The 23410-nt window shown below is 44.4% G+C and carries 20 protein-coding genes and 1 pseudogene; 9 read left to right on the top strand and 12 right to left on the bottom strand.

Annotated elements, in window-relative coordinates; translation table 11 throughout:
• Positions 1–47 precede the first annotated feature (47 nt).
• Entirely contained in the window at positions 48–767 is a 720-nt protein-coding gene (locus GTK07_RS16475; RefSeq protein WP_163636332.1) for a dienelactone hydrolase family protein, read from the top strand.
• Here GTK07_RS16475 and GTK07_RS16480 read toward each other — a convergent pair.
• The 5 genes from GTK07_RS16480 to GTK07_RS16500 form a co-directional block, all read right to left on the bottom strand.
• Positions 697–1236 (bottom strand): hypothetical protein, encoded by a 540-nt coding sequence (locus GTK07_RS16480; protein WP_203583828.1) that lies wholly within the window; start codon positions 1234–1236, stop codon positions 697–699. The genes GTK07_RS16475 and GTK07_RS16480 overlap by 71 nt on opposite strands.
• Positions 1237–1246: 10 nt before the next feature.
• On the bottom strand, positions 1247–3835 hold the full coding sequence (locus GTK07_RS16485) for a TonB-dependent receptor (RefSeq protein ID WP_163636333.1): 2589 nt from the start codon (positions 3833–3835) through the stop codon (positions 1247–1249).
• Between the two features lie 146 nt (positions 3836–3981).
• A complete protein-coding gene (locus GTK07_RS16490; RefSeq protein ID WP_163636334.1) occupies positions 3982–5127 on the bottom strand; it encodes a hypothetical protein in 1146 nt (381 codons plus the stop codon).
• Positions 5128–5326: 199 nt separating this feature from the next.
• Positions 5327–5938: a trimeric intracellular cation channel family protein gene (locus GTK07_RS16495; protein ID WP_163636335.1), complete on the bottom strand. Its 612-nt coding sequence runs from the start codon at positions 5936–5938 to the stop codon at positions 5327–5329.
• A 2-nt stretch (positions 5939–5940) separates the two neighbouring features.
• A complete protein-coding gene (locus GTK07_RS16500; protein ID WP_163636336.1) occupies positions 5941–6666 on the bottom strand; it encodes an RDD family protein in 726 nt (241 codons plus the stop codon).
• 35 nt (positions 6667–6701) lie between these two features.
• On the opposite strand from GTK07_RS16500, the gene GTK07_RS16505 reads away from it, so the two are divergent.
• The 6 genes and pseudogenes from GTK07_RS16505 (at position 6702) to GTK07_RS16530 (ending at position 12869) form a co-directional block, all read left to right on the top strand.
• Positions 6702–7673, top strand: coding sequence for a stage II sporulation protein M (locus GTK07_RS16505; protein WP_163636337.1), 972 nt, complete (start codon positions 6702–6704; stop codon positions 7671–7673).
• Positions 7654–8595: a hypothetical protein gene (locus GTK07_RS16510; protein WP_163636338.1), complete on the top strand. Its 942-nt coding sequence runs from the start codon at positions 7654–7656 to the stop codon at positions 8593–8595. Before GTK07_RS16505 ends, GTK07_RS16510 begins: the two co-directional genes overlap by 20 nt.
• Positions 8592–9311 carry a DUF4129 domain-containing protein gene (locus tag GTK07_RS16515; protein WP_163636339.1) on the top strand — a complete coding sequence of 240 codons (720 nt, stop codon included), beginning with the start codon at positions 8592–8594 and terminating at the stop codon, positions 9309–9311. Before GTK07_RS16510 ends, GTK07_RS16515 begins: the two co-directional genes overlap by 4 nt.
• 2 nt (positions 9312–9313) lie before the next feature.
• The gene (locus GTK07_RS16520; RefSeq protein ID WP_163636340.1) at positions 9314–10525 is read left to right on the top strand and encodes a DUF4350 domain-containing protein; all 1212 of its coding nucleotides are present in this window, start codon (positions 9314–9316) and stop codon (positions 10523–10525) included.
• A gap of 5 nt (positions 10526–10530) precedes the next feature.
• The gene (locus GTK07_RS16525; RefSeq protein WP_163636341.1) at positions 10531–11529 is read left to right on the top strand and encodes an AAA family ATPase; all 999 of its coding nucleotides are present in this window, start codon (positions 10531–10533) and stop codon (positions 11527–11529) included.
• 5 nt (positions 11530–11534) lie between these two features.
• Positions 11535–12869, top strand: a pseudogene (locus GTK07_RS16530) (DUF58 domain-containing protein).
• Here the strand turns inward: GTK07_RS16530 and GTK07_RS16535 are convergent.
• From GTK07_RS16535 to mnmA, 3 genes are all read right to left on the bottom strand, one after another.
• Positions 12862–13335, bottom strand: coding sequence for a YfiM family lipoprotein (locus GTK07_RS16535; protein WP_203583829.1), 474 nt, complete (start codon positions 13333–13335; stop codon positions 12862–12864). The pseudogene GTK07_RS16530 and the gene GTK07_RS16535 overlap by 8 nt on opposite strands.
• Positions 13336–13384: 49 nt before the next feature.
• Entirely contained in the window at positions 13385–14326 is a 942-nt protein-coding gene (locus GTK07_RS16540) for an NAD(P)H-dependent flavin oxidoreductase (RefSeq protein WP_163636342.1), read from the bottom strand.
• Positions 14327–14442: 116 nt separating this feature from the next.
• Positions 14443–15633: a tRNA 2-thiouridine(34) synthase MnmA gene (mnmA, locus tag GTK07_RS16545; protein WP_163636343.1), complete on the bottom strand. Its 1191-nt coding sequence runs from the start codon at positions 15631–15633 to the stop codon at positions 14443–14445.
• Positions 15634–15865: 232 nt separating this feature from the next.
• On the opposite strand from mnmA, the gene GTK07_RS16550 reads away from it, so the two are divergent.
• Positions 15866–17701, top strand: coding sequence for a fasciclin domain-containing protein (locus GTK07_RS16550; protein WP_235932904.1), 1836 nt, complete (start codon positions 15866–15868; stop codon positions 17699–17701).
• Between the two features lie 283 nt (positions 17702–17984).
• On the opposite strand, the gene GTK07_RS16555 is transcribed toward GTK07_RS16550, so the two are convergent.
• From GTK07_RS16555 to GTK07_RS16570, 4 genes are all read right to left on the bottom strand, one after another.
• Positions 17985–18530 (bottom strand): DUF6515 family protein, encoded by a 546-nt coding sequence (locus GTK07_RS16555; protein WP_163636345.1) that lies wholly within the window; start codon positions 18528–18530, stop codon positions 17985–17987.
• Between the two features lie 80 nt (positions 18531–18610).
• Complete coding sequence (gene yidC, locus GTK07_RS16560; RefSeq protein ID WP_163636346.1) at positions 18611–20479, bottom strand: membrane protein insertase YidC; 1869 nt, start codon at positions 20477–20479, stop codon at positions 18611–18613.
• Between the two features lie 65 nt (positions 20480–20544).
• Entirely contained in the window at positions 20545–22179 is a 1635-nt protein-coding gene (locus tag GTK07_RS16565) for a CTP synthase (RefSeq protein WP_163636347.1), read from the bottom strand.
• A 49-nt stretch (positions 22180–22228) separates the two neighbouring features.
• Positions 22229–22471: a DUF3820 family protein gene (locus GTK07_RS16570; RefSeq protein ID WP_163636348.1), complete on the bottom strand. Its 243-nt coding sequence runs from the start codon at positions 22469–22471 to the stop codon at positions 22229–22231.
• A 43-nt stretch (positions 22472–22514) separates the two neighbouring features.
• Here GTK07_RS16570 and GTK07_RS16575 point away from each other — a divergent pair, with 43 nt between their 5' ends.
• Complete coding sequence (locus GTK07_RS16575; RefSeq protein WP_163636349.1) at positions 22515–23378, top strand: hydroxypyruvate isomerase family protein; 864 nt, start codon at positions 22515–22517, stop codon at positions 23376–23378.
• The last annotated feature ends 32 nt before the right edge of the window (positions 23379–23410 follow it).

Below are 23410 nucleotides of genomic sequence, written 5' to 3' on the forward strand. Positions count from 1 at the left end.
AATCAAAAAAAATCTAATTTAGTTTTGAACGGAACAACTAACTCATAATGATTAAAACTAACAAATTCAGCTACCAAGGTACCGGTCATATCTTTGAGGGCGTAATTGCCCATGATGCCAGCCTTGAAGGAAAACGCCCCGTTGTCATGGTTGCCCACACCTGGATGGGACAGTCCCAGTTTGAAACGGACAAAGCCATTGAACTTGCCAAACTTGGTTATTTGGCATTTGCCGTGGATGTTTATGGTAAGGGCAAAAGGGCCAAAAATGCGGAACAGGCCGAAGAATTCATGAACGAAATGCTCGAAAATCGCCAAGCATTATTGGATAGGTTGCTCTTGGCTTTTCAGGAAATTAAAAAACATGAATTGGCCGATACCGATAAAACTGCCATTATCGGGTTCTGCTTTGGTGGAAAATGTGCCTTGGATCTTGCCCGATCGGGTATCGATATTAAAGGAACCGTTTGTTTCCATGGTATTTTTGATCCGCCGGGATTGGAACAAGAAGGTGATATATTATCCAAAATCTTGGTGCTCCATGGTTGGGAGGATCCCCTTGCGTTTCCAAAAGACATTATTTCCTTGGGATATGAGCTTACCGAAAGGAACGCTATTTGGGAGATGGACGTGTTCGGACACACTGGTCATGCGTTCACCAATCCCAATGCCAATGCACCCGATCAGGGAATGATGTTCAATCAACTGGCAAACGATCGTTCTTGGCTGCGGATGACCAAGTTTTTTGAAGAGGTGTTTGTAGGCTGATACCCCCGCCATAAACAACTTCTTTATCGGGTTTTTCCCCTTGGACATGCACCACTTTTACCTTCTTTCCTTCATAAATGGAAAGCAAGGCTGCCAGTATTACGATATTTTTTACGATATATTGACCAACCAATGTCAAAGCAAACGGTCCACTGGTGAATACCTCATCCGGAAAGAAAAGAAATGGAGTAAAGGTAAGAACCATATGCACTATGGCAATGATGACCGCTGTTCTTTTAAAGAGTTGACTGATCAACAAAATGCCTAGCCCAACCTCCCATATAGCCAATAGGATGATAGAAACTTCATCCGCCAATAATCCAAAGGTTAAATGGTGAATGGTGTTCTTGGCCAGACCCTCTGCCGGACTCAGATTGGGAACGAATTTTAGGGCCCCGAACCATAGGTAAACAACACCTATGGCGATGGAAATCCATTTGTGATTGGTTTTTAATTTAGTTGCGTCCATTATTTTGAGATTAAATTTTCATATTGATTCCAAAAATGACCTGACGAAAGCCGCCAGCAAAAATGCCAGAAGTGGCCCTATTCAACCTTGATGCACGGTATACGTCATCCATTATATTTTTCCCATTGACAAAAACAGTGGCATCTACCTTATCACCTATGTTAAAATCATAGTTTACAAAGGCATCCACGGTGGTGTAGGAAGGTAATTCCCCAATGGCACCATCTGCGGATTCGTTCACAAAATTGTGAAACTCGGTATACTGTGTCCCTACGTGCTGCACACTTAATCCACTTGAAAATCCCCTCCAATCATAGTTCAATCCAAGGTTCATGTTGATTTTTGGAGTGTAAGGTGCTTCGGTATCGGATAGCCCACCGTCACCAAAGGTGATCACACTTTTGGTAATATTGGCAAAGTCGGCAGCATCGATAGTGGCATCGGTTAAAAGGGTCTCACCTGTCCCTTCATCCACATAAATTTCAAATGCGTTTCTGTTTGCATTTACTTTGTTGATGTATTCGTCTTGTGTAGCCGTACTGTGGATGACCTGTGAGAACAAATCTTTATCCTCCAAGCGACCTTCCATTACTTTGGAATGCAAGTAGGTTACATTGGCCAAAAAATGGAGTTGATGGTCATTCTTTTTGAACAATTCTGCATTGATGGCCATTTCTATGCCTTGCACATTGATCTTGCCCAACTCACTGAAAACTTCATTCCTACCTCCTGCGTAGAAGTTTTTGCTGGCATTGTGAAAATAGGTCAATTGTCCTTGAATGCAGTTTTTCAGCAAGCTGCCTCTCCATCCCAACTCTTTGTTCCAACTCAATTCAGGATCAATGTTGATACTCTGACCTGCCAATGGATTGGTGACCACCCCATTCTGTTCCACCAAGAATCCAAACACCTTGGAAGGAGCAATCATCCCTTCGTAAATACTGCCATAGAACTCCCCTTTGCCATATCTATGACTCAGGGTCAAGCCTGGCAAAAATTGATTGTATACATTGGGCTCCCTACCTTCGGAAGCACTTTGCAAATCTGGATCTTGGGCCAAGGCCAACAAGTTTTGGCGATACATGTCCACGTGTTCAAAGCGTAGAATGGGAATTGCGGACAGATTTCCAAAATGGAACTCGTTTCTCACATACCCATTGGCAGACCAAAGCCGGTACCAGAGGTCTGTAGTGGTCCTTCCATTCCGTGCCCAGCGGGAACTATCGGCCTGCAGGAAAACATCCTTAAAGGTTTCCCGATGTAAATTGATGCCCGCCTCAAATTCGCTAGGAGCGTTAAAAGCTTCCCATTTTGCTTTGATGGTCTCTTTGATTCCAGAAACCTTATAAATCCATCGACTATCCGTAGTACTTTCACGTCCGTTCTGAACACGGCCCACTATCACATAATCCTCATCGCCAAATGTTTTTCCAGCCAAATACCAGTAGCGGTCGGCAAAAATATCATCCCCTACATAATCCTGGACCTCCGAAGCCTTGACTTTTGCCGTCACCTGTCGCCACCAGTCCCTTTCAAAATCGGAGGCATATACTTTTGTGGTAAGACTCAAGTTTTCATGGAGCAGCCATTTGTGAATGATGTCCACTCCGTACCTCCTCATGGTAAACTGATCGGCATCCAACGGATTTTGGGTATAGTCCGTCTCAAAGGTAAAAGGTGTTTGGGAACTCAGGGAGGCCTGGTTATCCTCAAACTGTCCGCTTACTTTAAAATACAAGGATTGGTCCTCGGATAGTTGGGCAAATATCTTGGCGTTCAGGTTGAGAATCTCCACGGAGGAATTGTCGGTAAACCCATCAAACTTTTTATAGACCCCTTCCACCAAGCCACCTATTTGGTTCCAAGTGCCTCCATAGGAAAACAACCCGGAAGTATAGTTTCGTTGTCCTCCGGTCAACTTCAGTCGCAAAGTTGGTTTCTGGGGAGGTAGAGCAGTGATGTAATTCACGGCCCCGTACATATTGTTCGGGCCATACTTGAGCAAATCAGCTCCTTTATAGACTTCAATCGAGGTGATCCGGTCACTCACTGGATTGTAATAGGCGCCAGGTGCAATATAGGGCGCCGGTGCAGATGGGGTGCCATCTTCCATGAGCAATACCTTTTTGGAACGCCTTCCCCAAGATCCCCTGATACTGATGTTGGGCCTATTGGACAATCCCATGTCACCAACAATGTTCACCCCTGGAATGGTACGTAATACCTCTTCGGTACTCAAAGGGTTTATATTTTGAAGTGTGACTGGATTGATTCGAAAATTACTTCCCACAAAGTCTGTCTTGAAATTTTTGGGCGACGCACTTACAATGACCTCATCCAAGGTGGTATTCGATCTAGTGAGTGCAATGGTCCCCAAATCCGTATTTGATGATGAAATGGCAATTTCCACATCTTCATACCCCAAATACTTTACCACAATTGCGCGATCCTCCCTGCCTACCTGTATGACAAACTTTCCAAAATCATCCGTAAGCGTTCCCTTTCCATTGGAAGACACCACAATTTGGGCACCCAATAAAGGCTGTCCATCTGCCGCATCAACCACTTTTCCACTCAGATTTATTTGGGTACGGCTCAAATATCCTGAGAAAATAAAAATTATAAAATAGAAGGTTGTAATTCGAAATTTACAAAGGACAATCATGAATTTTAATCGATTAAATATTTGTGGGACAGGTCAAGGGAAGTTCAAACTGCATCCCGGTTCCTTCCTACCTTTTAGCCCTAGTTCCTGAATTCATTCATGAGTTCTTGATCCACCTTTACCTTTTTATTGGCGAATCGATACGAGATGCCCACATTGATCAAATAATCGGCAAAAGCCGCATCCCCGTTTCTCGGATTACCTGTCAATTCCTGCGTCTGCTTGTCCGTCACACTTTGTGGACGTTCCCTGCGGACCGCAAAAGGCACATTCAGATTTAGGGCAAAATTGTTTTTCATGAAGGCAATACCCGGATCTATGGAAAGGACATTTCCAGGTCTTCTGAAACCTTCGTTGCCCCCGATAAGGTCTTTTACCGGTACACCTTCATATCTTGCTCCCAACGAGCCGGAGAAGTTCGTGCCAAAAGCATGGCTTACCCCTGCACGCAACGAAAACTGGTCCGGAACAGCCATAATGGCCTCATTTTGTAAAATGGGACTCAACGTTTCCCTAAAAGTTCTTGTGCCATTGGTTTCCCTAGGATTGACAAGATAAAATCCACCTCCATAGGCGAAAAATTGTTCCGCAATCTTTTGATAGAATTGAAAATCCACTGTAATCCCGAAACCACCATCGCCAGGTTGTATACTTTGATCGACAGGCCTCACTTGAGGGCTCCCCTCTGGGCCAACATTATAGAAAATATCAGAAGCATTGTAATTGCCCGTTGGCAATTTGAGTCCCAAGCCCAAGGCCAAATTCCCGTTTTGATGTGCCACGGGATCAAAAACCCAATAGCCCACACCTACACGGATATCGGCCAACCCCCTCGAAAAAGTGGTGTTTCGTTCTTCACGGCCGTGTTCATACAGCGAAGATCGTGTATTGATGACTGTTGGTATGGTGATACTCGTGTACAACCTATCGGAAATGCCATAGGTCAAGAAGAAATCCCAAGAATGCGAATGATTGATCACTTCCGATCCATTGGCCACACGATCAGGTTCTTCTTCCGTGCCGCGGAAATGGCGAAAGGATTTAAAATAACGGTAATTGGTTCCAATTTGAATATCTCCGGGACCCAAAAGATTACTTTCCAGGGTATTCCCCACACAGGAGGAAAAATGCCGAATGGCCACACAGCCTTGTGCCTGGGCCATATGCGACCCCAAAAAAGAGGTCATGATAAAACATAAAATTGTTAGTGATTGTGTTGTTTTCATCGTTTGTTCAGTTGATTGGTTTGCTCTTAAAGGACCCATCGTAAAATGGACCATTGTCCCTGAATTTGGCAATATGAGAACCAAAGTAGAATTATCAATGATGAAGAACGACTAATGGAAAAGTAATAATGCTTAACAAACGGTTAATGGGATTAATCAAGAATTAAGCAATTGTATACGGAGGCAAAAGACTCAAATTTTAGCTCCTAAATTTGTAAATGTTAGGTAGGCTGATGCCAAAACAAACTGCCAAAAGTCGAAGGGAAATGACCACTATTATTGCAACGATATAGGCATAACTTTCCTTGAGTGAAAGGGAAATGAGCAGAAAATAACTTGCCCCACCCACAATACAAGCCGTGGCATAAATTTCTTTTCTGAAGATCACAGGTATTTCATTACAAAGAATGTCTCGGATCACACCGCCAAAACAGGCGGTCATAGTACCCAAGAAGATACACATGATGGGCAAAAGCTCTGCTTCCAATCCCTTTTCCACACCCAGCATAGTATATAGACCTATCCCGATGGTATCGAACAAAAACAACGATTTTCGCAGATACTTGAGTTGGTTCACAAAAATGATGGCAAAGACTACGGTTATGAAGATGGTGCCCACATAGGTTAGGTCCCGCATCCAAACCACCGGTGTGTTCCCAATGAGCAGGTCACGCAAAGTACCTCCCCCTATGGAAGTGACAAAGGCTATTATCAGTACGCCAAAGAGGTCCAATCGCTTTTCCATGGCCACCAAAACGCCAGAGATGGCAAAGGCCACGGTACCCAAGATATCAATGATCTGGTACAGCATGCTTACATTTTTTGGGTGTAAAAATTATAGTCTTTGAGTACGGTATCCAAATATGGCAGATCATATAGGGAAGAATTGGTTTTCAGTATGCTTTCCACTTTTACGCGCAAGGCGGTCAACGTTTTAAAATCCCCACTTTTCTTGGCTATGAGATAAGTTTCCTTGATCAAACGCACATCTTTATCCGTAAGCAGTGTCACATTGGTGAATTGAGGCACATACTCCTCCTCCACTTCTTCCAAAATGGTATGGGTGACCTTGGTTTTCTTCTTGGTGCTGATCACGACCGTACCGGCTGCGGCATCGCCCACGCGCTGTCTTTTATCGGAAAAAAGAATGCTCAAAATCCCAATGGAGCCCAAAAAAATCCAAATATCGACCAAACGGAGCATCCAGCGCACCAACAAATTGCTCCAGTGCACTGGAGTGCCATCCAAACGCACCACCCGCATCTTCATCAACATTTTGCCCACGGTCTGTCCGTTGAACAAGCTGTGCATCAATAAGGAATAGAACATGGCCGGTAAAAAAATGAGTGCCGCCAAACCCCGTTGGGTCCAGGTATCCTCATAAATGAATCCAATGATATTGCTGATCACACTGACCAGATAGGTATACATATAGAGGATGAGTCCATCAATCAAAAAAGCAACGATTCGCTCCCCGAGGCCAACGATTTTATAATCTAGATTGACATTTTGCGTTGTATTGATTTGGAGGTTACCCATATAACCGTATTTTTAGATTTTAGGAAATTCCACGTATGCGCGAAGCTGCCTTTGTGAAACAAAATAAGGAAAAATGGATTGCTTTTGAAAAAGCAATTGCATCCCGTTCCCATACCGATCCCGATGCCTTGGTGGATGGCTACATCCAACTGACCAACGATCTGGCCTACGCGCAGACCTATTACGCTGAAAGCAAGACTTTATTGTACTTGAACTCCCTGGCCTCCCAAGCACACCAAAAAATTTACAAGAACAAAAAAGAATCCGGCAACAGGATCTTGGAATTCTGGGGCAAGGAATTCCCTCTGTTCTTTCGACAATACCACAAGACCCTGCTCATCGCATTCCTGATCTTTGGCGTGGCCACGGCCATTGGTGCCCTTTCGGCCCTCAATGATTCCACTTTTGTACGTTTGATATTGGGGGACGCCTATGTAAATGAGACTTTGAACAACATTGCCATGGGCGAACCCACAGCCATCTATAAAAGTGGAAGCGAAATCGGTACATTTTTGGGCATTACCATCAACAATATCCGCGTGGGATTTTTGGCATTTGCCTTTGGAGTGATCACCAGTATTGGCACAGCCTATATTTTGTTCAGTAACGGGATCATGTTGGGTGCCTTTATCACGTTCTTTTACACCAAAGGCGTATTTTTTGAGGCAAACCGACAGATTTGGCTCCATGGCACCATTGAAATATCCGTAATCATCATCGCCGGTTGTGCGGGATTGATCATGGGCAACAGTATTTTGTTCCCCAAAACCTATTCGCGAAGGGTCTCGTTCATGAAAGGCGCCAAGGATGGTTTGAAGGTCGTTGTGAGCACCATCCCCTTTTTCATTATTGCGGGGTTTATCGAAGGATTCATAACCCGCTACGCCGAAATGCCCGACTGGCTGGCGTTTTTAATCATAGGCGGCTCCTTGGTTTTGATTGTTTTCTATTATATCCTATACCCCATCTTACTAAACCGAAAAGTACATGAAGGACAAATACATTGAACTCCGGATCAACCGTGACTTCGGAGACATCCTTTCCGTTTATTTTGATTTTCTTCGGCAGAACCTGAAAAAGTTTACCAATGTGTTTCTCAGCTATAATGGCATTTTCTTGATCGGCCTCTTGATCACCAGTTATTTTTTGGTGTCCGGTTTTGTGGGCATGATCACCGAGGGCTACAACCAGTATGGGGTAAGCGCCGATCTAGGCAATACAGAAAGCTATGTCACCTATATAATAACAGGAATCATATTTTTAATTGTCATTTTCATTGTGGTAGTAGGATTCAATTTTAGTTTGAGCTCTTCCTATTTGGTGAAATATGAGGAATACAGAGGAATGGATTTTGACAAACGGGAAGTATGGCAGCACACCAAGAAAAACTTGGGGAATACGTTGGTCTTTGTTCTCTTGTTGATTCCCATTTACCTCGTCTTTTTTATTGTGGCCTTTATCATGGCCCTCATCCCGTTACTGGGAATGATTGCCCAATACATTGTCCAATTTGGGATGACTGCCTGGATCGGGGTTTCCTTTTTTAGCATGTTCAGCCAAAACAAGGGGGTAATTGAAGGTTTCGGTGAAGGCTGGAATTTGGTCATCAACAATTTTTGGCGTTCGGTAGGGGTCAATTTTATTCTGGGATTGCTCAACGGCCTGCTGTTCTTCATTATATTGATGGTTCCGGGCATCATCATAGGTATCTACACCTTTCATGTGGTGGAAAACAATATAGAAGTGGGCACTTCGATGGTAGCCACTGTGGTCTATACTTTGGGCACCTGGCTGTTGCTTATTTTGATGGTGTATGCGCAGTGCCTTTCCCAGTTCGTAAACGGGGTGTTGTTCTATGCCCTTCATGAAAAAACCTATAACATCAACACAAGAAGCAAAATCGAACAGATAGGTCAAACAGAACAGTGAGCAAACGGTTGTACATAGTATTTTTCTTCCTGTGGGTTGGTCTGGGCTATGCCCAAAACGACTCTATTGTATTGCCCGAGGATCAAAATTCGGTACTGACGGAACGGAAACTGCCCGACGACCTTAACCAAAAATATGCTGGGGAAGAATTTGATTATGATGTAAAAACGGGAGAATCGGCCAACCTACTCAGTCGGGCCATTCGCTGGTTCCTGAATTTGGTCAGCAACACCTTCGGTTTCGATATATCCCCACAGACCTTGTTGATTTTGGAGTACATCATTTACGCCCTCATGGGTGCCTTGGTGATCTACTTGCTGGTGCGCATGTTCGTTAACGAACAGTTCAACGCCCTATTTACCAAAAAGGCCAAATCCATCATCGATATTGACCTTTCCGAACAACATATTGAGTCCATCGATTTGGATGCCTTGATGAACGATGCCCTAAAAAACAAAGATTATCGCTTGGCGGTGCGCTATCAATTTTTGAAACTATTGAAACTCTTGTCCCAACAAAACCTGATCGCCTGGCATTTTGAAAAGACCAATTCAGACTATCAACGGGAAATAAAGGAGGACCAACTCCGGCAAGAGTTCAAGAAAGCTTCCTATCTCTACGAACACATTTGGTACGGGGAACAGCCCTTGGACGAATCGGGCTACGAAAAAACCGATGTACGGTTCAACAAACTTAAAAACCTGATCACACGCTGAGTATGGACCGGAGATCAAAAATAGTCATCGTGGTTTTTATAGTGGTGATGCTGGGCATCATCGTTACGGAAATTGTGCGTCCCAAACCCATCAATTGGCGGCCATCGTACACAGCAGTGGACAAAATCCCATTTGGATGCTACGTGCTTTACAATGAACTGCCAACCATTTTCCCGGAAAGTACCATTGAAACCGTTCAGGAAAGTGTGTACGATGTGTTAACGGAACGAGATACCCTACAGGCAGCCAATTACTTGTTCATTAATGAATATCTTGATTTGGACACCCAAGAAACCCATCAATTGTTGGATTTTGTCCATCAGGGCAATACCGTGTTCATTGCCGCTACTGGTTTTGGTCCAGAGTTAATGGATACCCTAAATATTGGTATCGACTCCGATTATTCGTTGCAAGAAGGTACGGCTATATTGGATCTTACCCATGATGCGTTTGTCAATCGTACATATGAGCTTTCACGGGGCGTGTTCAATTCCCATTTTTCTAGCGTGGATTCGACCAGCACTACCATTTTGGGGCACATTACCTATACCCGCAGTACTTATTTGGATGACAAGCCCGAGGAAACCGTGACCCGTCCCAATTTTATCAAAACCAATTTTGGGAAAGGGCAGTTCCTACTCAGCACCACACCCCAGGCCTATGCCAATTACTATATGTTAAAAGGGAACGCGGATTATGCAACCTCAACATTTTCTTATATAACGGACCGTGAGCTGCTGTATTGGGACAATTACAAAAAAGCAGGCCGTGTGATCATCGATTCCCCCATGCGATTTGTATTGAACCAAGCTTCACTCAAATGGGCCTATTACTTGACCATTTTGGGCATTCTGTTTTTTGTGCTGTTCAAGGGCAAACGCGAGCAGCGGATCATTCCGGTGGTGGAACCCTTAAAAAATTCCTCGGTGGAATTTGCCAAAGCGGTAGGTTCCCTGTACCATCAAAATAAGGATTACACCGATTTGATCCATAAAAAGATCAATTACTTTTTGGCCGACATGCGCACCCAATATCATGTGGATACCGCCCAAATGAACGAGCGCACCATTCAACTATTGGCCGCCAAGTCGGGCAAAGACCTGGACCAGACCAAAAAATTGATCGAATTCATCATTCGATTAAAGAACAAAAGCTCCCACACCGAGCAGGATAGTATAGAACTCAACAAAAAAATAACCGCATTTAAGCAGTGATATCTATGGAAGAACAAGAAACACAAGACGACGGACTTCAGTTCAGCTCCCGAGTGGACCTGACCAAGCTTCAGGAAGCTATGGGCCAGATAAAATCTGAATTGGGCAAAGTGATCATTGGGCAACAGGACATGATCGAGTTGTTGATCATCTCCATTCTGGCCGATGGACATTCGTTGATCGAAGGGGTCCCTGGAGTGGCCAAAACGGTGACCGCCAAATTATTGGCCAAAACCTTGAACGTGGATTTCAGCCGTATCCAGTTTACTCCCGACTTAATGCCCAGCGATATTTTGGGCACTTCCATCTTCAATGTGAAAACCTCGGAGTTTGAGTTCAAGAAAGGACCCTTGTTCTCCAATATAATATTGATCGACGAGATCAACCGTGCCCCCGCCAAAACCCAAGCTGCCCTGTTCGAGGCCATGGCCGAACGGCAGATTACCATGGACGGTATCGAGTATGCCATGCAGCCGCCCTTTTTGGTGTTTGCTACCCAAAACCCCATTGAACAGGAAGGCACCTATCGCTTGCCAGAGGCCCAATTGGACCGATTCCTCTTCAAGATCAATGTGTATTACCCGAGCTTGGAAGAAGAAATCCAAATTTTGGAAAGTAAGCATGGACAAAGGACCAAGGTGGAGGAAGATTTGGTAAGCACCTTGCTATCCGCGGCCGAGATAGCGGAATATCAAAATACCATTAGGTCCATTATTGTGGAGAGGAACCTCCTGAAATACATAGCATCCATTGTGGACAATACCCGTTCCAATGCCAATTTGTACCTAGGGGCCTCGCCAAGGGCTTCCATATCGATCATGGAGGCATCCAAGGCATTGGCTGCCATCAATGGACGGGATTTTGTAACCCCTGAGGACATTAAAAAGGTGGCCGCCCCTGTTTTGGCGCACCGTATCATGCTCACCCCGGAACGTGAAATGGAAGGGTTGACCGCGGAGCAAGTGGTAAAACAGATTGTGGAAAGCATCGAAATTCCAAGATAAGCCCTGTGAAAAAAATCTTTAGGCCCATATATCTCCAAAAACGGTTCTTCATAATCTTGACGACCTTAGTGGCCGGATTTGTGGTTTCCTTTATGGTTCCCAACCTGTTTGGGGCCTTCAAGATTCTTTTCGCTTTGTTCATTTTGTTGCTCTTGGTCGACCTGCTTTTGCTTTTTGCATCCAAAGGAAAAATTGAGGGTCATCGCATATTGACCGACAAACTTTCCAATGGGGATGATAATTTGATCCGGTTGAAGTTAGGAAACACCTATCTCTTTCCCGTTACCTTAAAAATCATCGATGAGATGCCTTTCCAGTTCCAAAAAAGGGATTTTGGTCTGGAAAGCAAATTGGAAAAAGGGCAGGCCAAACTCTACCAATACCATCTTCGTCCCACAGAACGTGGGGTGTACTCCTTTGGAAGCTTAAATGTCTTTGCAAAATCCCCGATCGGTTTTTTGGCCAAAAAATATCGGTTCGACCAAGAACAGGAAGTGCCAGTTTATCCTTCCTTTTTGCAATTGCAGAAATACGACCTTATCGCTTTCACCAGCCGATTGCACGAATATGGGCTGAAAAAAATCCGCCGGATTGGACATACCATGGAGTTCGAACAGATCAAGGATTATGTTTTGGGCGATGATATCCGTAACATCAACTGGAAAGCAACCGCAAAACGCAGCCAATTGATGGTGAACCAGTATCAGGATGAAAAATCGCAGCCCATCTATTCGGTCATCGATAAAGGCCGGGTAATGAAGATGCCCTTCAATGGATTGAGCCTCTTGGACTATGCCATCAACGCTACCTTGGTGATCAGCAACATCGCTTTGAAAAAGCAAGATAAGGCTGGTATGTTCTCCTTCAGCGACAAAATCGAAAACAGGGTGGTTGCCGAGCGACGCAGTTCACAAATGAACCTGATTTTGGAAACACTATACAATCTGGAAACCAATTTTATCGAAAGTGATTTCAGCAGATTGTATGTTGATGTAAAGCGAAACTTGAACCAGCGAAGCCTACTGTTGCTCTATACCAACTTTGAAACATTGGATGCACTCCACCGCCAGCTCCCCTATTTGACTGCCATGGCCAAGCAACATCTTTTGGTGGTGATTTTCTTTGAAAATACCGAACTGAATGAATTTGCCACCCAAAAAGCGGAGACGGTCCATCAAATATTTGAGTAGACGATAGCGGAGAAATTTATTTATGAGAAAAAATTAATCGTGAACGAATTGCGCAAGCACGGTATCCAGACCATATTGACAAAACCGGAAGAACTCACCATCAACACCATCAATAAATACTTGGAAATAAAGGCAAGAGGACTTATTTAGTCACATCCATAGAAGAAAGACCAAGCGTATTCAAACTAGGTAACTTCCCATCCAACACTACAAATTGGGGTTCTAAAGAAAAATCATTGCGCTTTTTCTTCTTTCGCTCTAGGCTGGAATATCGACCTCGTAACCGTTTGTTATCATCTTTTTTGGCGAAAAGATCAATGGTAACCCCAACGGTAACACCTCCTAGGATAGTAGCGGCCAAATCGTCGTTGTCCCAGCCATTGTTTCGCTGGCCCGCATCCACCGTCTCTTTGGCCAACCCGATCAAGGTACTCCCAGCCACAGAACCGACAAAGGTCCAGATACGATTGCCATCAGAAGCCTGTTTGGCGATTCCGGCTCCAGCCAGACCAAAAAGGTTTCCTCCCAAAAAATGGAGTGCTTTGTCCCGTTCCACTTGCCCATGGCAATAGGAAGCGAGCACAAAAAATACTAGTGTGGGGACAAGTGTTCTCATTGCTCCCGCTAAAAGTATTAAAAGTTTCCGAAACTTTCCCTGTAAAACACTAGTAGTCTTGAATTTCCGCCTTGGCTTGGTTGAATTCGGCGATTAGGTCGGCCACAATTTGGGCAGCGGGTTTAATATCGTGTATCAATCCAGAAACTTGACCGATTTCCAGCTCCCCTTCTTCCATATCACCTTCGAACATGCCGCGCTTGGCCCGAGCCCTTCCCAACAAGGTTTTTAAATCCTCTACAGAAGCTCCCTTGGTATACGCCGCTTGCACATCTTGATAGAACTTATTTTTGAGCAAGCGTACGGGGGCCAGCTCTTTTAAGGTGAGTTGGGTATCGCCTTCTTGGGCATCTACCACCCATTTTTTGAATAAGTCATGGGACGATGCTTCGAGACTTGCCACAAATCGGCTACCCACTTGAACCGCATCTGCACCGAGCACCATGGCGGCCAACATGGCCCTACCTGTGGCAATGCCCCCTGCGGCAATCAGGGGAACGCTTATTTTTTCCCTCACGGAGGGAATCAATACCATAGTGGTGGTCTCGTCCCTTCCGTTGTGGCCTCCCGCTTCAAAACCTTCCGCAACGATGGCATCTACACCCGCTTCTTGGGCTTTCATGGCAAACTTGACACTGCTGACCACATGCACCACGATAATCCCTTTTTCTTGGAGATAGGAGGTCCAGGTTTTTGGGTTTCCTGCGGAAGTGAAGACGATTTTCACCCCTTGGTCCACGATGATCTTCATCAACTTATCGATGTCCGGATATAGCATGGGGACATTTACCCCAAAAGGTTTGTCGGTGGCCTTTTTACATTTTTCGATATGCTCTTCCAATACTTCTGGATACATACTCCCGGCTCCCAAAAGACCCAGGCCACCCGCGTTGGAAACCGCTGAAGCCAACCGCCAACCACTGGCCCAGACCATACCTGCCTGAATGATAGGATATTGTATTCCGAAAAGTTGGGTAATTTTGTTTTGCATGTACTATTGAATAATTGTCAAACTGAACTTGTTTCAGTTTCCCATCAAAATAAAAATAATATTGTAAAGGATTCTGAAATAAATTCAGAATGACGAAATGTCAATTTTCTGAAGGATTACGAAATCACTCCGGAACCTACCAATTCCTCGCCCACATACCAAGCCACGAACTGGCCCTCGGTAATAGCGGATTGCTTTTCCTGGAAATCTACATAAAGTCCGTTCCCTACTTTATAGAGGGTGGCTTGCTGTAAAGGTTGACGGTAGCGGATGCGAGCCATCACCTCCATGGTTTCGTCTTCCTTCAGAGCCAAATCGGGGCGTACCCAATGCAGTTCATCCTCTTTCACAAAAAGCGTATTCCGGAACAGTCCCGGATGTGTCTTGCCCTGTCCGGTGTATATGATGTTCTTGTCCACATCGGTTTCAATAACGAACAAAGGCTCTTTGGTACCCCCAACATTTAAGCCCTTACGTTGGCCAATGGTAAAGTAATGCGCCCCTTGGTGCTCTCCCACTACTTTGCCATCTTCCATGGAAAAAATAGGTTTTTCGGCTTGGAAGGCCAATTTCTCCTTTTCATTGTGAAACTCGGGCACGGTCAAAGCAAATTGCGAGGCTGTGCTGGGCACTTCCACGATCACTCCTTTTTTGGGCTTCAGTTTTTGTTGTAAAAAATCGGGCAGATGCACTTTACCCACAAAGCAGAGCCCTTGCGAATCTTTTTTGTCGGCCGTGATCAAATTATGCGCTGCGGCAATTTGTCGCACCTCAGGTTTCAACAATTCCCCAATGGGAAACAAGGTTTTGGCCAATTGCTCTTGCGATAACTGGCACAAGAAATAGGATTGGTCCTTATTGGGATCCTTGCCTGCCAATAACCGATAGGTTTCGGTACCATCGGCATTTTTAATGATATCCTTTCTACAATAATGTCCTGTGGCCACATAATCGGCACCCAATTGCAAGGCAATTTTAAGGAACACATCGAACTTGATCTCGCGGTTGCAAAGCACATCCGGATTGGGTGTACGTCCTCGTTCATATTCGTTGAACATATAATCAACAATACGTTCCTTGTACTCGGCACTCAGATCTACCGTTTGGAAAGGAATACCCAATTTCTCGGCCACGATCAACGCGTCATTGCTATCCTCCAACCAAGGACATTCCTCGGAAATGGTCACGGAATCGTCATGCCAGTTCTTCATAAAAAGGCCAATTACCTCATATCCCTGATCCTTCAACAGATATGCGGCCACACTGGAATCCACTCCTCCCGAAAGTCCTACAACAACCTTTTTCATCTCAATGCTATAAGGGTACAAAAATACGAAATGCATGGAATAAAAAACAGCTTTTACCATTGTATAAAACTGTTGTCCAAATGCTAATCCCCACAAAATGAACATTTTTTTGTTAAACTTTTAAGCTAAAATGTTAAACAATATTGTAACTATTTTGTTTACTATTATTTTTAAAACGTTAAACAAAATATACCACAAACACATGAAAACTCTACAAAAAATTGCAAGATTAATGTTTGTTCTATTTACATTGACCATGGTTTCATGCTCTGATGACGACGGACCAAACCCTCCTGAAACACAGGTTAACATTGTGGCTACAGCCCAAGCTACAGCAGAACTGAGCACTTTGGTCAGCGCACTGCAGAAGGCTGATGAAAGCTCTAACAATGATTTGGTAGCCGCTTTGAGCGGTGAAGGTCCTTTTACCGTTTTTGCCCCTACCAATGAAGCCTTCAACGATCTGTTGGCCCAATTGGATGGATTTGATTCCCTGGACGATTTCAGCACCCAACAACTACAGGACCTGTTGGCCGTGATCCTAACGTATCACGTAGTACCTGGGGCCGCCGTGCTTTCCACCGATCTGAGTGATGGGCAGACCATTACCACACTACAAGGTTCAACCTTGGAAGTTTCCACCACGGGCGGTGTATTTATTGGCGATGCCACTTCTGTTGACGCCAGGGTGATTACCCCAGACGTTGAAGCCTCCAACGGTGTGGTGCATATTATTGATAAAGTATTGCTTCCCCAAGCTATTTTGGATGAATTGGCCGATATTATTTTGGTACCCATCACCGATTTGGCATTGGGAAATGAAAATTTGGAAAGTTTAGTAGCTGCTCTTCAAGCAGCGGACGGTGATCTGCCCTCAGTGTTGCGAGGTGAAGGTCCTTTCACAGTTCTTGCACCAACCGACGAAGCTTTTGAAACCTTTTTGGGTGGCGCCCAATTGAGTGATATACCTGTAGATGTGTTGACCAATGTACTTTTGAATCACGTAATCAGTGGTGAGGTGACTTCCGCCGACTTGGCCAGCTTGGGTTCTGGATACACCAAAACTTTGGCCGTGGGAGCTGGTGACGAAAACGTTAGCCTTTATTTTGATGCATCAGGAGATGTCATCTTTAACGGGGTATCCACAGTTCAAGTGCCCGATGTAAAAGCATTGAACGGTATTGTACATGTGGTGAACGCGGTGATCGATATTCCAAATATTGTGGAGCATGCCGCGGCCAATCCAAACCTATCCTCATTGGTAGGAGCTTTGACCAGTGGCGGCAATACCACTTTTACCGACCTTTTGTCCAATGAAAATGAAGATTTCACCGTGTTTGCACCAAACAATGATGCCTTCACCGCCTTTACCAATCCTAATGGGAACGATTTGAATGCCATCTTATCCAATCACGTGGTCATAGGCGCCGCTGCATTTTCTACAGGTTTGGAAAATTCCTATGTGAACACGGCTGCCGAATTTGCAGCTAACGAAAACTTAAGCTTGTACATTAACACCGATGATGGGGTGACCTTGAACGGGACCAGTGATGTTATTTTCGCTGACATTGTGGCATCGAATGGTGTGATCCATGTGGTGGATGCCGTAATCGACTTGCCTACCGTGGTCACTTTTGCCGCAGCCGACCCGAACTTCTCTACATTGGTGCAAGCTTTGACCGAATTGACGCCCAGTACAGATTTTGTAAGTGTCCTTTCGGCCCAAGGTGGTTCAGGTAGTGATCCGTTTACCGTGTTCGCTCCAACCAACACTGCATTTGAAGCATTGCCCAATATTCCGGGAGAAGCTGACCTAATTCCAATTTTACAACACCACGTGGTTGCAGGTGCCAATGTACGCTCCGGTGATTTGAGCAATGGAGCCACCGCCAATACTTTGGAAGGTGATGCCCTTACCTTCAGTCTACCTGGCACTGGTGATAATATTGCCGATATTACCGATGGTGCAGGAAACACAGGAATAGGCATTATAGCCGTGGATGTACAGGCTATCAATGGAGTGGTCCACGTAATTGATACGGTATTGATCCCTGACACCACAAACTAGTACATTAATATACCTTAATTAAGAATAATCAATAGAAAAAAGCCCTCAACATTAAATATGCTGAGGGCTTTTATCGTAGTAAAAATACCGTTCATCGATGACACATCAATAAGGGGATATTTTCACTACAAAAACCAATGGTTTGACAACTATTAATTTTTTTCGCCGCGATGTTGACGCATCTTTGAAGTCCCAAATCTTTCCAAACTAAACCACAAACAAAAACTCCCCCAAAAATCTTTGAGGGAGTTTTTTTATGTCTTGATCAAACTGCCCGAAGGCTTTATGGTTCCCTATCATCTTCCAGCACTTCTATGATTTCATATCCATTTTCCACTTCCTTATAAACCGCCTGATTGAGTTCGTGCATGGTAACCCCGTCAAAATCGATTTCTTCGGCATCTTCTGGAAGTTCCTTTACTACAGCGCCAATCGGTGGGGCAGCCACAGCATATTCCCCATCAACAGGTTGATAAAACACACCATCAGCGTAATGGTAACGAGTAGTACCTACTGTAATAATCATTGCTGTGGTGGGCACAACGGCCAACCGAAATCCCCTTGGCGGAAAAGTCCTTACATAGATTCCATTGCGGTGGATGTAGTACATGCCGCCAACAGGGTAATAGGAAATTTTACGATAAACAATCGGTCTGGTGTTCGCTGGCAACCGTCTTAAAGTCCTACGGACCACCCTACGGTTATGACGGCGAACCTTTCTTCGAACCACCCTCCTCTCCTGCCCTCTCGTTACTTGGGCTTCGGCATACTCGGTAGTGCCCACAAAAAAGAGGGCAAACAAAAACAATATCAGTTTTAGATTTTTCATACTGCTGAATTAATGGTTATTGCCTTTTGGACACAATTGGCTCAAAAAAGTTTAATCCGTTAATTCAATTTACGATGAAATTATCTCTTGCCTGATTTTTTTTGTTGTTCGGCCTGTTCCATCATTTCGCGCATTTTACGCTGGAACTTGTTCTCCTTTTTAGGCTTGCTCTTGTTCTCCTGGATCTGCGCATGGATCTTGTCCTGGTCCAAGATGTAGTTTTTTATTACCAACATGATCAAAATGGTAATCAAGTTGGAAATGAAATAATACAAACTCAAACCACTCGCATAGTTGTTGAAGAAGAACAACATCATAATGGGTGATAAGTACATGATGAACTTCATGTTGGGCATACCGGGTTGCTGTTGCATCTGCATGCTCTCACCTGTGGTCATTTGCATATAAAAGAAGATGGCCACCGATGCCAAAATGGGGAAGAGACTTACGTGGTCACCATAAAAAGGAATTGCGAAAGGCAAATTAAGTACTACATCATAAGATGAAAGATCATCTGCCCATAAGAACGATTTTTGCCTTAGGGCAAAAGAGGTCGGGAAAAACATGAACAGCGCGTAAAAGATAGGCAACTGCAATAAAGCTGGAATGCAACCACTCATGGGGCTAACCCCTGCCTTATTGTAGAGTTTCATGGTCTCCTGTTGCTTTTTCATGGCATTGTCCTTGTACTTCTCATTGATTTCGGTAATCTCCGGTTTCAACACCTTCATCTTGGCTTGGGAGAGGTACGATTTATAGGTTACCGGAGACAAGGCTAAACGCACCAAAATGGTCATCACTATAATGGCAATCCCGAAAGGTAGGAAGGAGCTCAAGAATCCGTAAAATGGCGTAAAGACATGGCGGTTGATCCAACCAAAAATGCCCCATCCGAACGGGATGGACTCCACAAGCCCCAAATCCTTGTAATCATCCAATATTTTCACGTCCGTAGGGCCGTAATACCAATGCATGTGCTGGGACAATTCCCCTCCTTGTAATTTTAAAGGAGCTTTTGTACTGTATTCCTTAGTGAAAAGAATATCCTTGCTTTCTTCTTCTACCAAGTTTTTGGAACTCAATTGGGCCGTTTCAAAATGGTCATCAGTTGCCAAAATGGAACTAAAGAAGTGTTGGCGATAGGACATCCATTTTACATCTTCTTCGGTTTCCTCATCCAATTCACTGTTTTCAGAAAGCTTGCTGATGTTGTCACCATCATGATTATAGGTTAAACGGGTATACCTATTTTCATATTTGACACTTTTGCTGTGGCGAATACCTTTCAATTCCCATTCCAAGGTAACCGGTTTGCTACTGTTCAGCACACCGTTCAATCCTTGGGAACGTATCGTAAAATCAACTAGGTATTCGTTCGGTCTCATCTCGTAGCGATACTCCAAAAACTGGTTATCCGCCACTTTGGCCTTCATGGAAAGTACTTGGTTGTCCCCGCTCTTGGAAAGCGATGGTTCAAAATACAGGTCGGCCGTGTTCAGAACCCTATTGTCCGAGGTGGTAAAATTCAAGGCGAAATTGGCATTGCCATCCTTCACCAAATATACCGGAACCGAATCATAGGTGACATAATTTTTCATGGTAGCCTCCACAATCTGTCCACCCTTATTGGAAACCTCTAAATACAGCACCTCGTTTTCCAACTTGGTGGTTCCATCGGAAACAGCACTAAAACCAAATGCCCCTACTCCACTTTTATAAGCGGCTACGGCTGTAGAATCCTTAAGATTGATGGTTTGGGTTTCCTTAACGGCAGGCTTTTGGGCCTCTTCTTCAACTTTCTTTGCTTCAGCCTCAACTTGCTCTTGCTTCGCTTTTTGGGCCTCCAACTCTTCTGGGGTGGGCTGATTTTGGTAAAACATGAAAATGAGTATCCCAAAAATCAGTACAAATCCAATAATGGAATTGATATCCAGCTTCTTTTCTTCCATGGAAATTATTTAGTAGAAATCTTTATCGGTAAATCCGGTGGCAAATATATGTCCAAAACCGCAGTTTATGCCAAACTGGCATTCTTTTGTTTCAGTTTCTGTGCCAAAACCGCCTTTACAAAGCCCACGAACAAAGGGTGCGGGTTTGCCACGGTACTCTTGTATTCCGGATGGTATTGAACACCAATGAACCATGGATGTTCTGGTATTTCCACCACTTCGACCAATCCTGTTTTAGGGTTGAGTCCTGAAGCCACCAGCCCGGCATCTTCCATTTGCTTTTTATATTCGTTGTTGAATTCGTAACGGTGTCTGTGTCGTTCCGAAATATCCGAGGCTCCATACACCTTTTCCGCAAGACTGCCTGGTTTTAAGTGACAATCCCAAGCTCCCAAACGCATGGTACCGCCTTTGTCCTTTACATTTTTCTGTTCTTCCATCAAGCTAATGACAGGATAAGGGGTATTTTTGTCCATTTCAGTAGAATTGGCCCCTGTCAAGCCCAAAATATTCCTTGCAAATTCAATAACCGCCATTTGCATACCCAAACAGATGCCCAAAAATGGGACATTGTTTTCACGGGCATACTGAACTGCTTTTACCTTGCCTTCAATACCACGCTCACCAAAACCCGGGGCGACCAAAATTCCGTCCAATCCTATCAATTTTTTCTCGACATTGTTTACCGTTAGGTGCTCCGAATGGATGGAACGTACTTCCACCTCTACCTCATTGGTAGCTCCTGCGTGAATAAACGCTTCTTGAATGGATTTATAGGAATCGGGCAATTCCACATACTTGCCTATCAACCCGATGGTCACTTTATTTTTTGGGTTTTTATGTCGTTTCAAGAATTCCTTCCATTGGGCCAGGTCCGGTTCCTTGGTATTGGGCAATGCCAATTTTTCAAGGGTAACGGTATCCAGGCCTTCTTCTTGCATTAAAATAGGCACGTCATAAATGGTGGACGCGTCAATAGATTGGATCACGGCTTCTTTTCTTACATTACAGAAAAGAGCAAGTTTGGATTTAATATCATCGGAAATCTGATGCTCGGTCCTACAGACCAAGATATCGGCTTTGATTCCGCTTTCCATCAACGTTTTTACGGAGTGTTGGGTAGGCTTGGTCTTTAACTCCCCTGCAGCGGCCAAGAAAGGCACCAAAGTAAGGTGTATTACAATGCCGTTGTGTTCTCCCAATTCCCAAAGCAATTGACGTACCGATTCAATATAGGGTAAGGACTCAATGTCACCCACAGTTCCGCCAATTTCGGTGATCACAATATCGTAATCGCCACTTTTCCCCAAGTTTTGGATGCGCTCCTTGATCTCGTTGGTAATATGGGGCACCACTTGCACGGTTTTACCCAAAAACTCTCCTCTACGTTCCTTTTCAATAACGCTTTGGTAAATACGGCCCGTGGTTACATTGTTGGCCTGTGAGGTACGTACGTTCAAAAAACGTTCGTAGTGGCCAAGATCCAAATCGGTTTCGGCACCATCATCGGTTACATAACATTCCCCGTGTTCATACGGATTCAATGTCCCTGGATCTACATTGATGTAGGGGTCCAATTTCTGTATGGTGGTCCGGTATCCCCTGGCCTGTAGCAATTTGGCCAAAGATGCGGCGATGATTCCTTTACCCAAGGAAGAAGTAACGCCTCCCGTAACGAAAATGTACTTGGTCTGTGACATATTGATCTTTCTATTACGGGGCGTAAAGTTACAAATTGCCGCGCAGAAATCAGGAGGATTGGCGAGGAAATTCTTTTTGAAGTTTTCGTATCATGGGCTCCAAGCTGTTATCCTTGATGGTAAGCATGATGTTCAGGAACTTTCCCAGCTTGCCTTCCGGGTATCCTTTTTGTTGGAACCAAACCAAATACGGCAAGGGTAGATCCACCAAATAACGCCCCTTATACTTTCCAAAGGGCATCTTATAATGGGCAAGTTCCAAAAGCTCTTTTGAATCGGGTTTGATTTCCATTTGTAGGCCTAAAGTACTATCTTTCCAATAACAAATCCTTATAATGAAACGTAGAAATTTTATAGCCACTGCGGCCATCGGGTCTGCAGGTTTGGCCTCCACTTCCGCTATGCCTTCCGATCGAGGGCATTCCAAGGAGTTTAAATTGAAGAACAATGTGAACCATAGCGTTTGTCAATGGTGTTTTGATGATATTCCGTTGGAAGATTTTTTAAAGACGCTTAAAGAACTTGGCATAAAGGCCATTGATTTGATCGGACCGAAAGATTGGCCGTTGTTGAAGAAATACGACATACATTGCTCTATGTGCAACGGTGCCGAAATTAGCCTTACCGAAGGTTGGAACAATCCCAAGTACCACGAGCAGCTTATCAAGAATTATACGGAAATGATCCCAAAGGTTGCAGAAGCAGGGTATACCAACCTCATCTGCTTTAGCGGGAACCGAAATGGCATGAACGATTACGTGGGCCTACAGAATTGTGTGGATGGGTTGTCGCAGATCATTCCATTGGCCGAAAAACATGGGGTTGTCATCCAAATGGAGCTTTTTAACCAAGTGAACCATCCTGACTATATGTGTGACAAAAGCCTTTGGGGAGTGGAACTGTGCAAACATTTGGGTAGCGATAATTTCAAATTGCTTTTTGATATCTACCATATGCAGATCCAAGAAGGCGATATCATCCGGAGCATCCAAAACTACCATCCGTATTTTGGGCACTATCATACCGCCGGCGTTCCCGGTCGTCATGAGATCGATGAAACCCAAGAACTGTATTATCCTGCCATCATCAAGGCCATTATGGCCACAGGTTTCAAAGGGTATGTGGCCCAAGAGTTCATTACCACTTGGGAAGACCCCTTAGCAGCCTTAAAGGATGGATTTATGAGGTGTGATGTGTAATATCCTTATATAACCTCTGCACTAATTCAAGC

The organism is Flagellimonas sediminis, assembly GCF_010500845.1.
Taxonomy (GTDB): domain Bacteria; phylum Bacteroidota; class Bacteroidia; order Flavobacteriales; family Flavobacteriaceae; genus Flagellimonas; species Flagellimonas sediminis.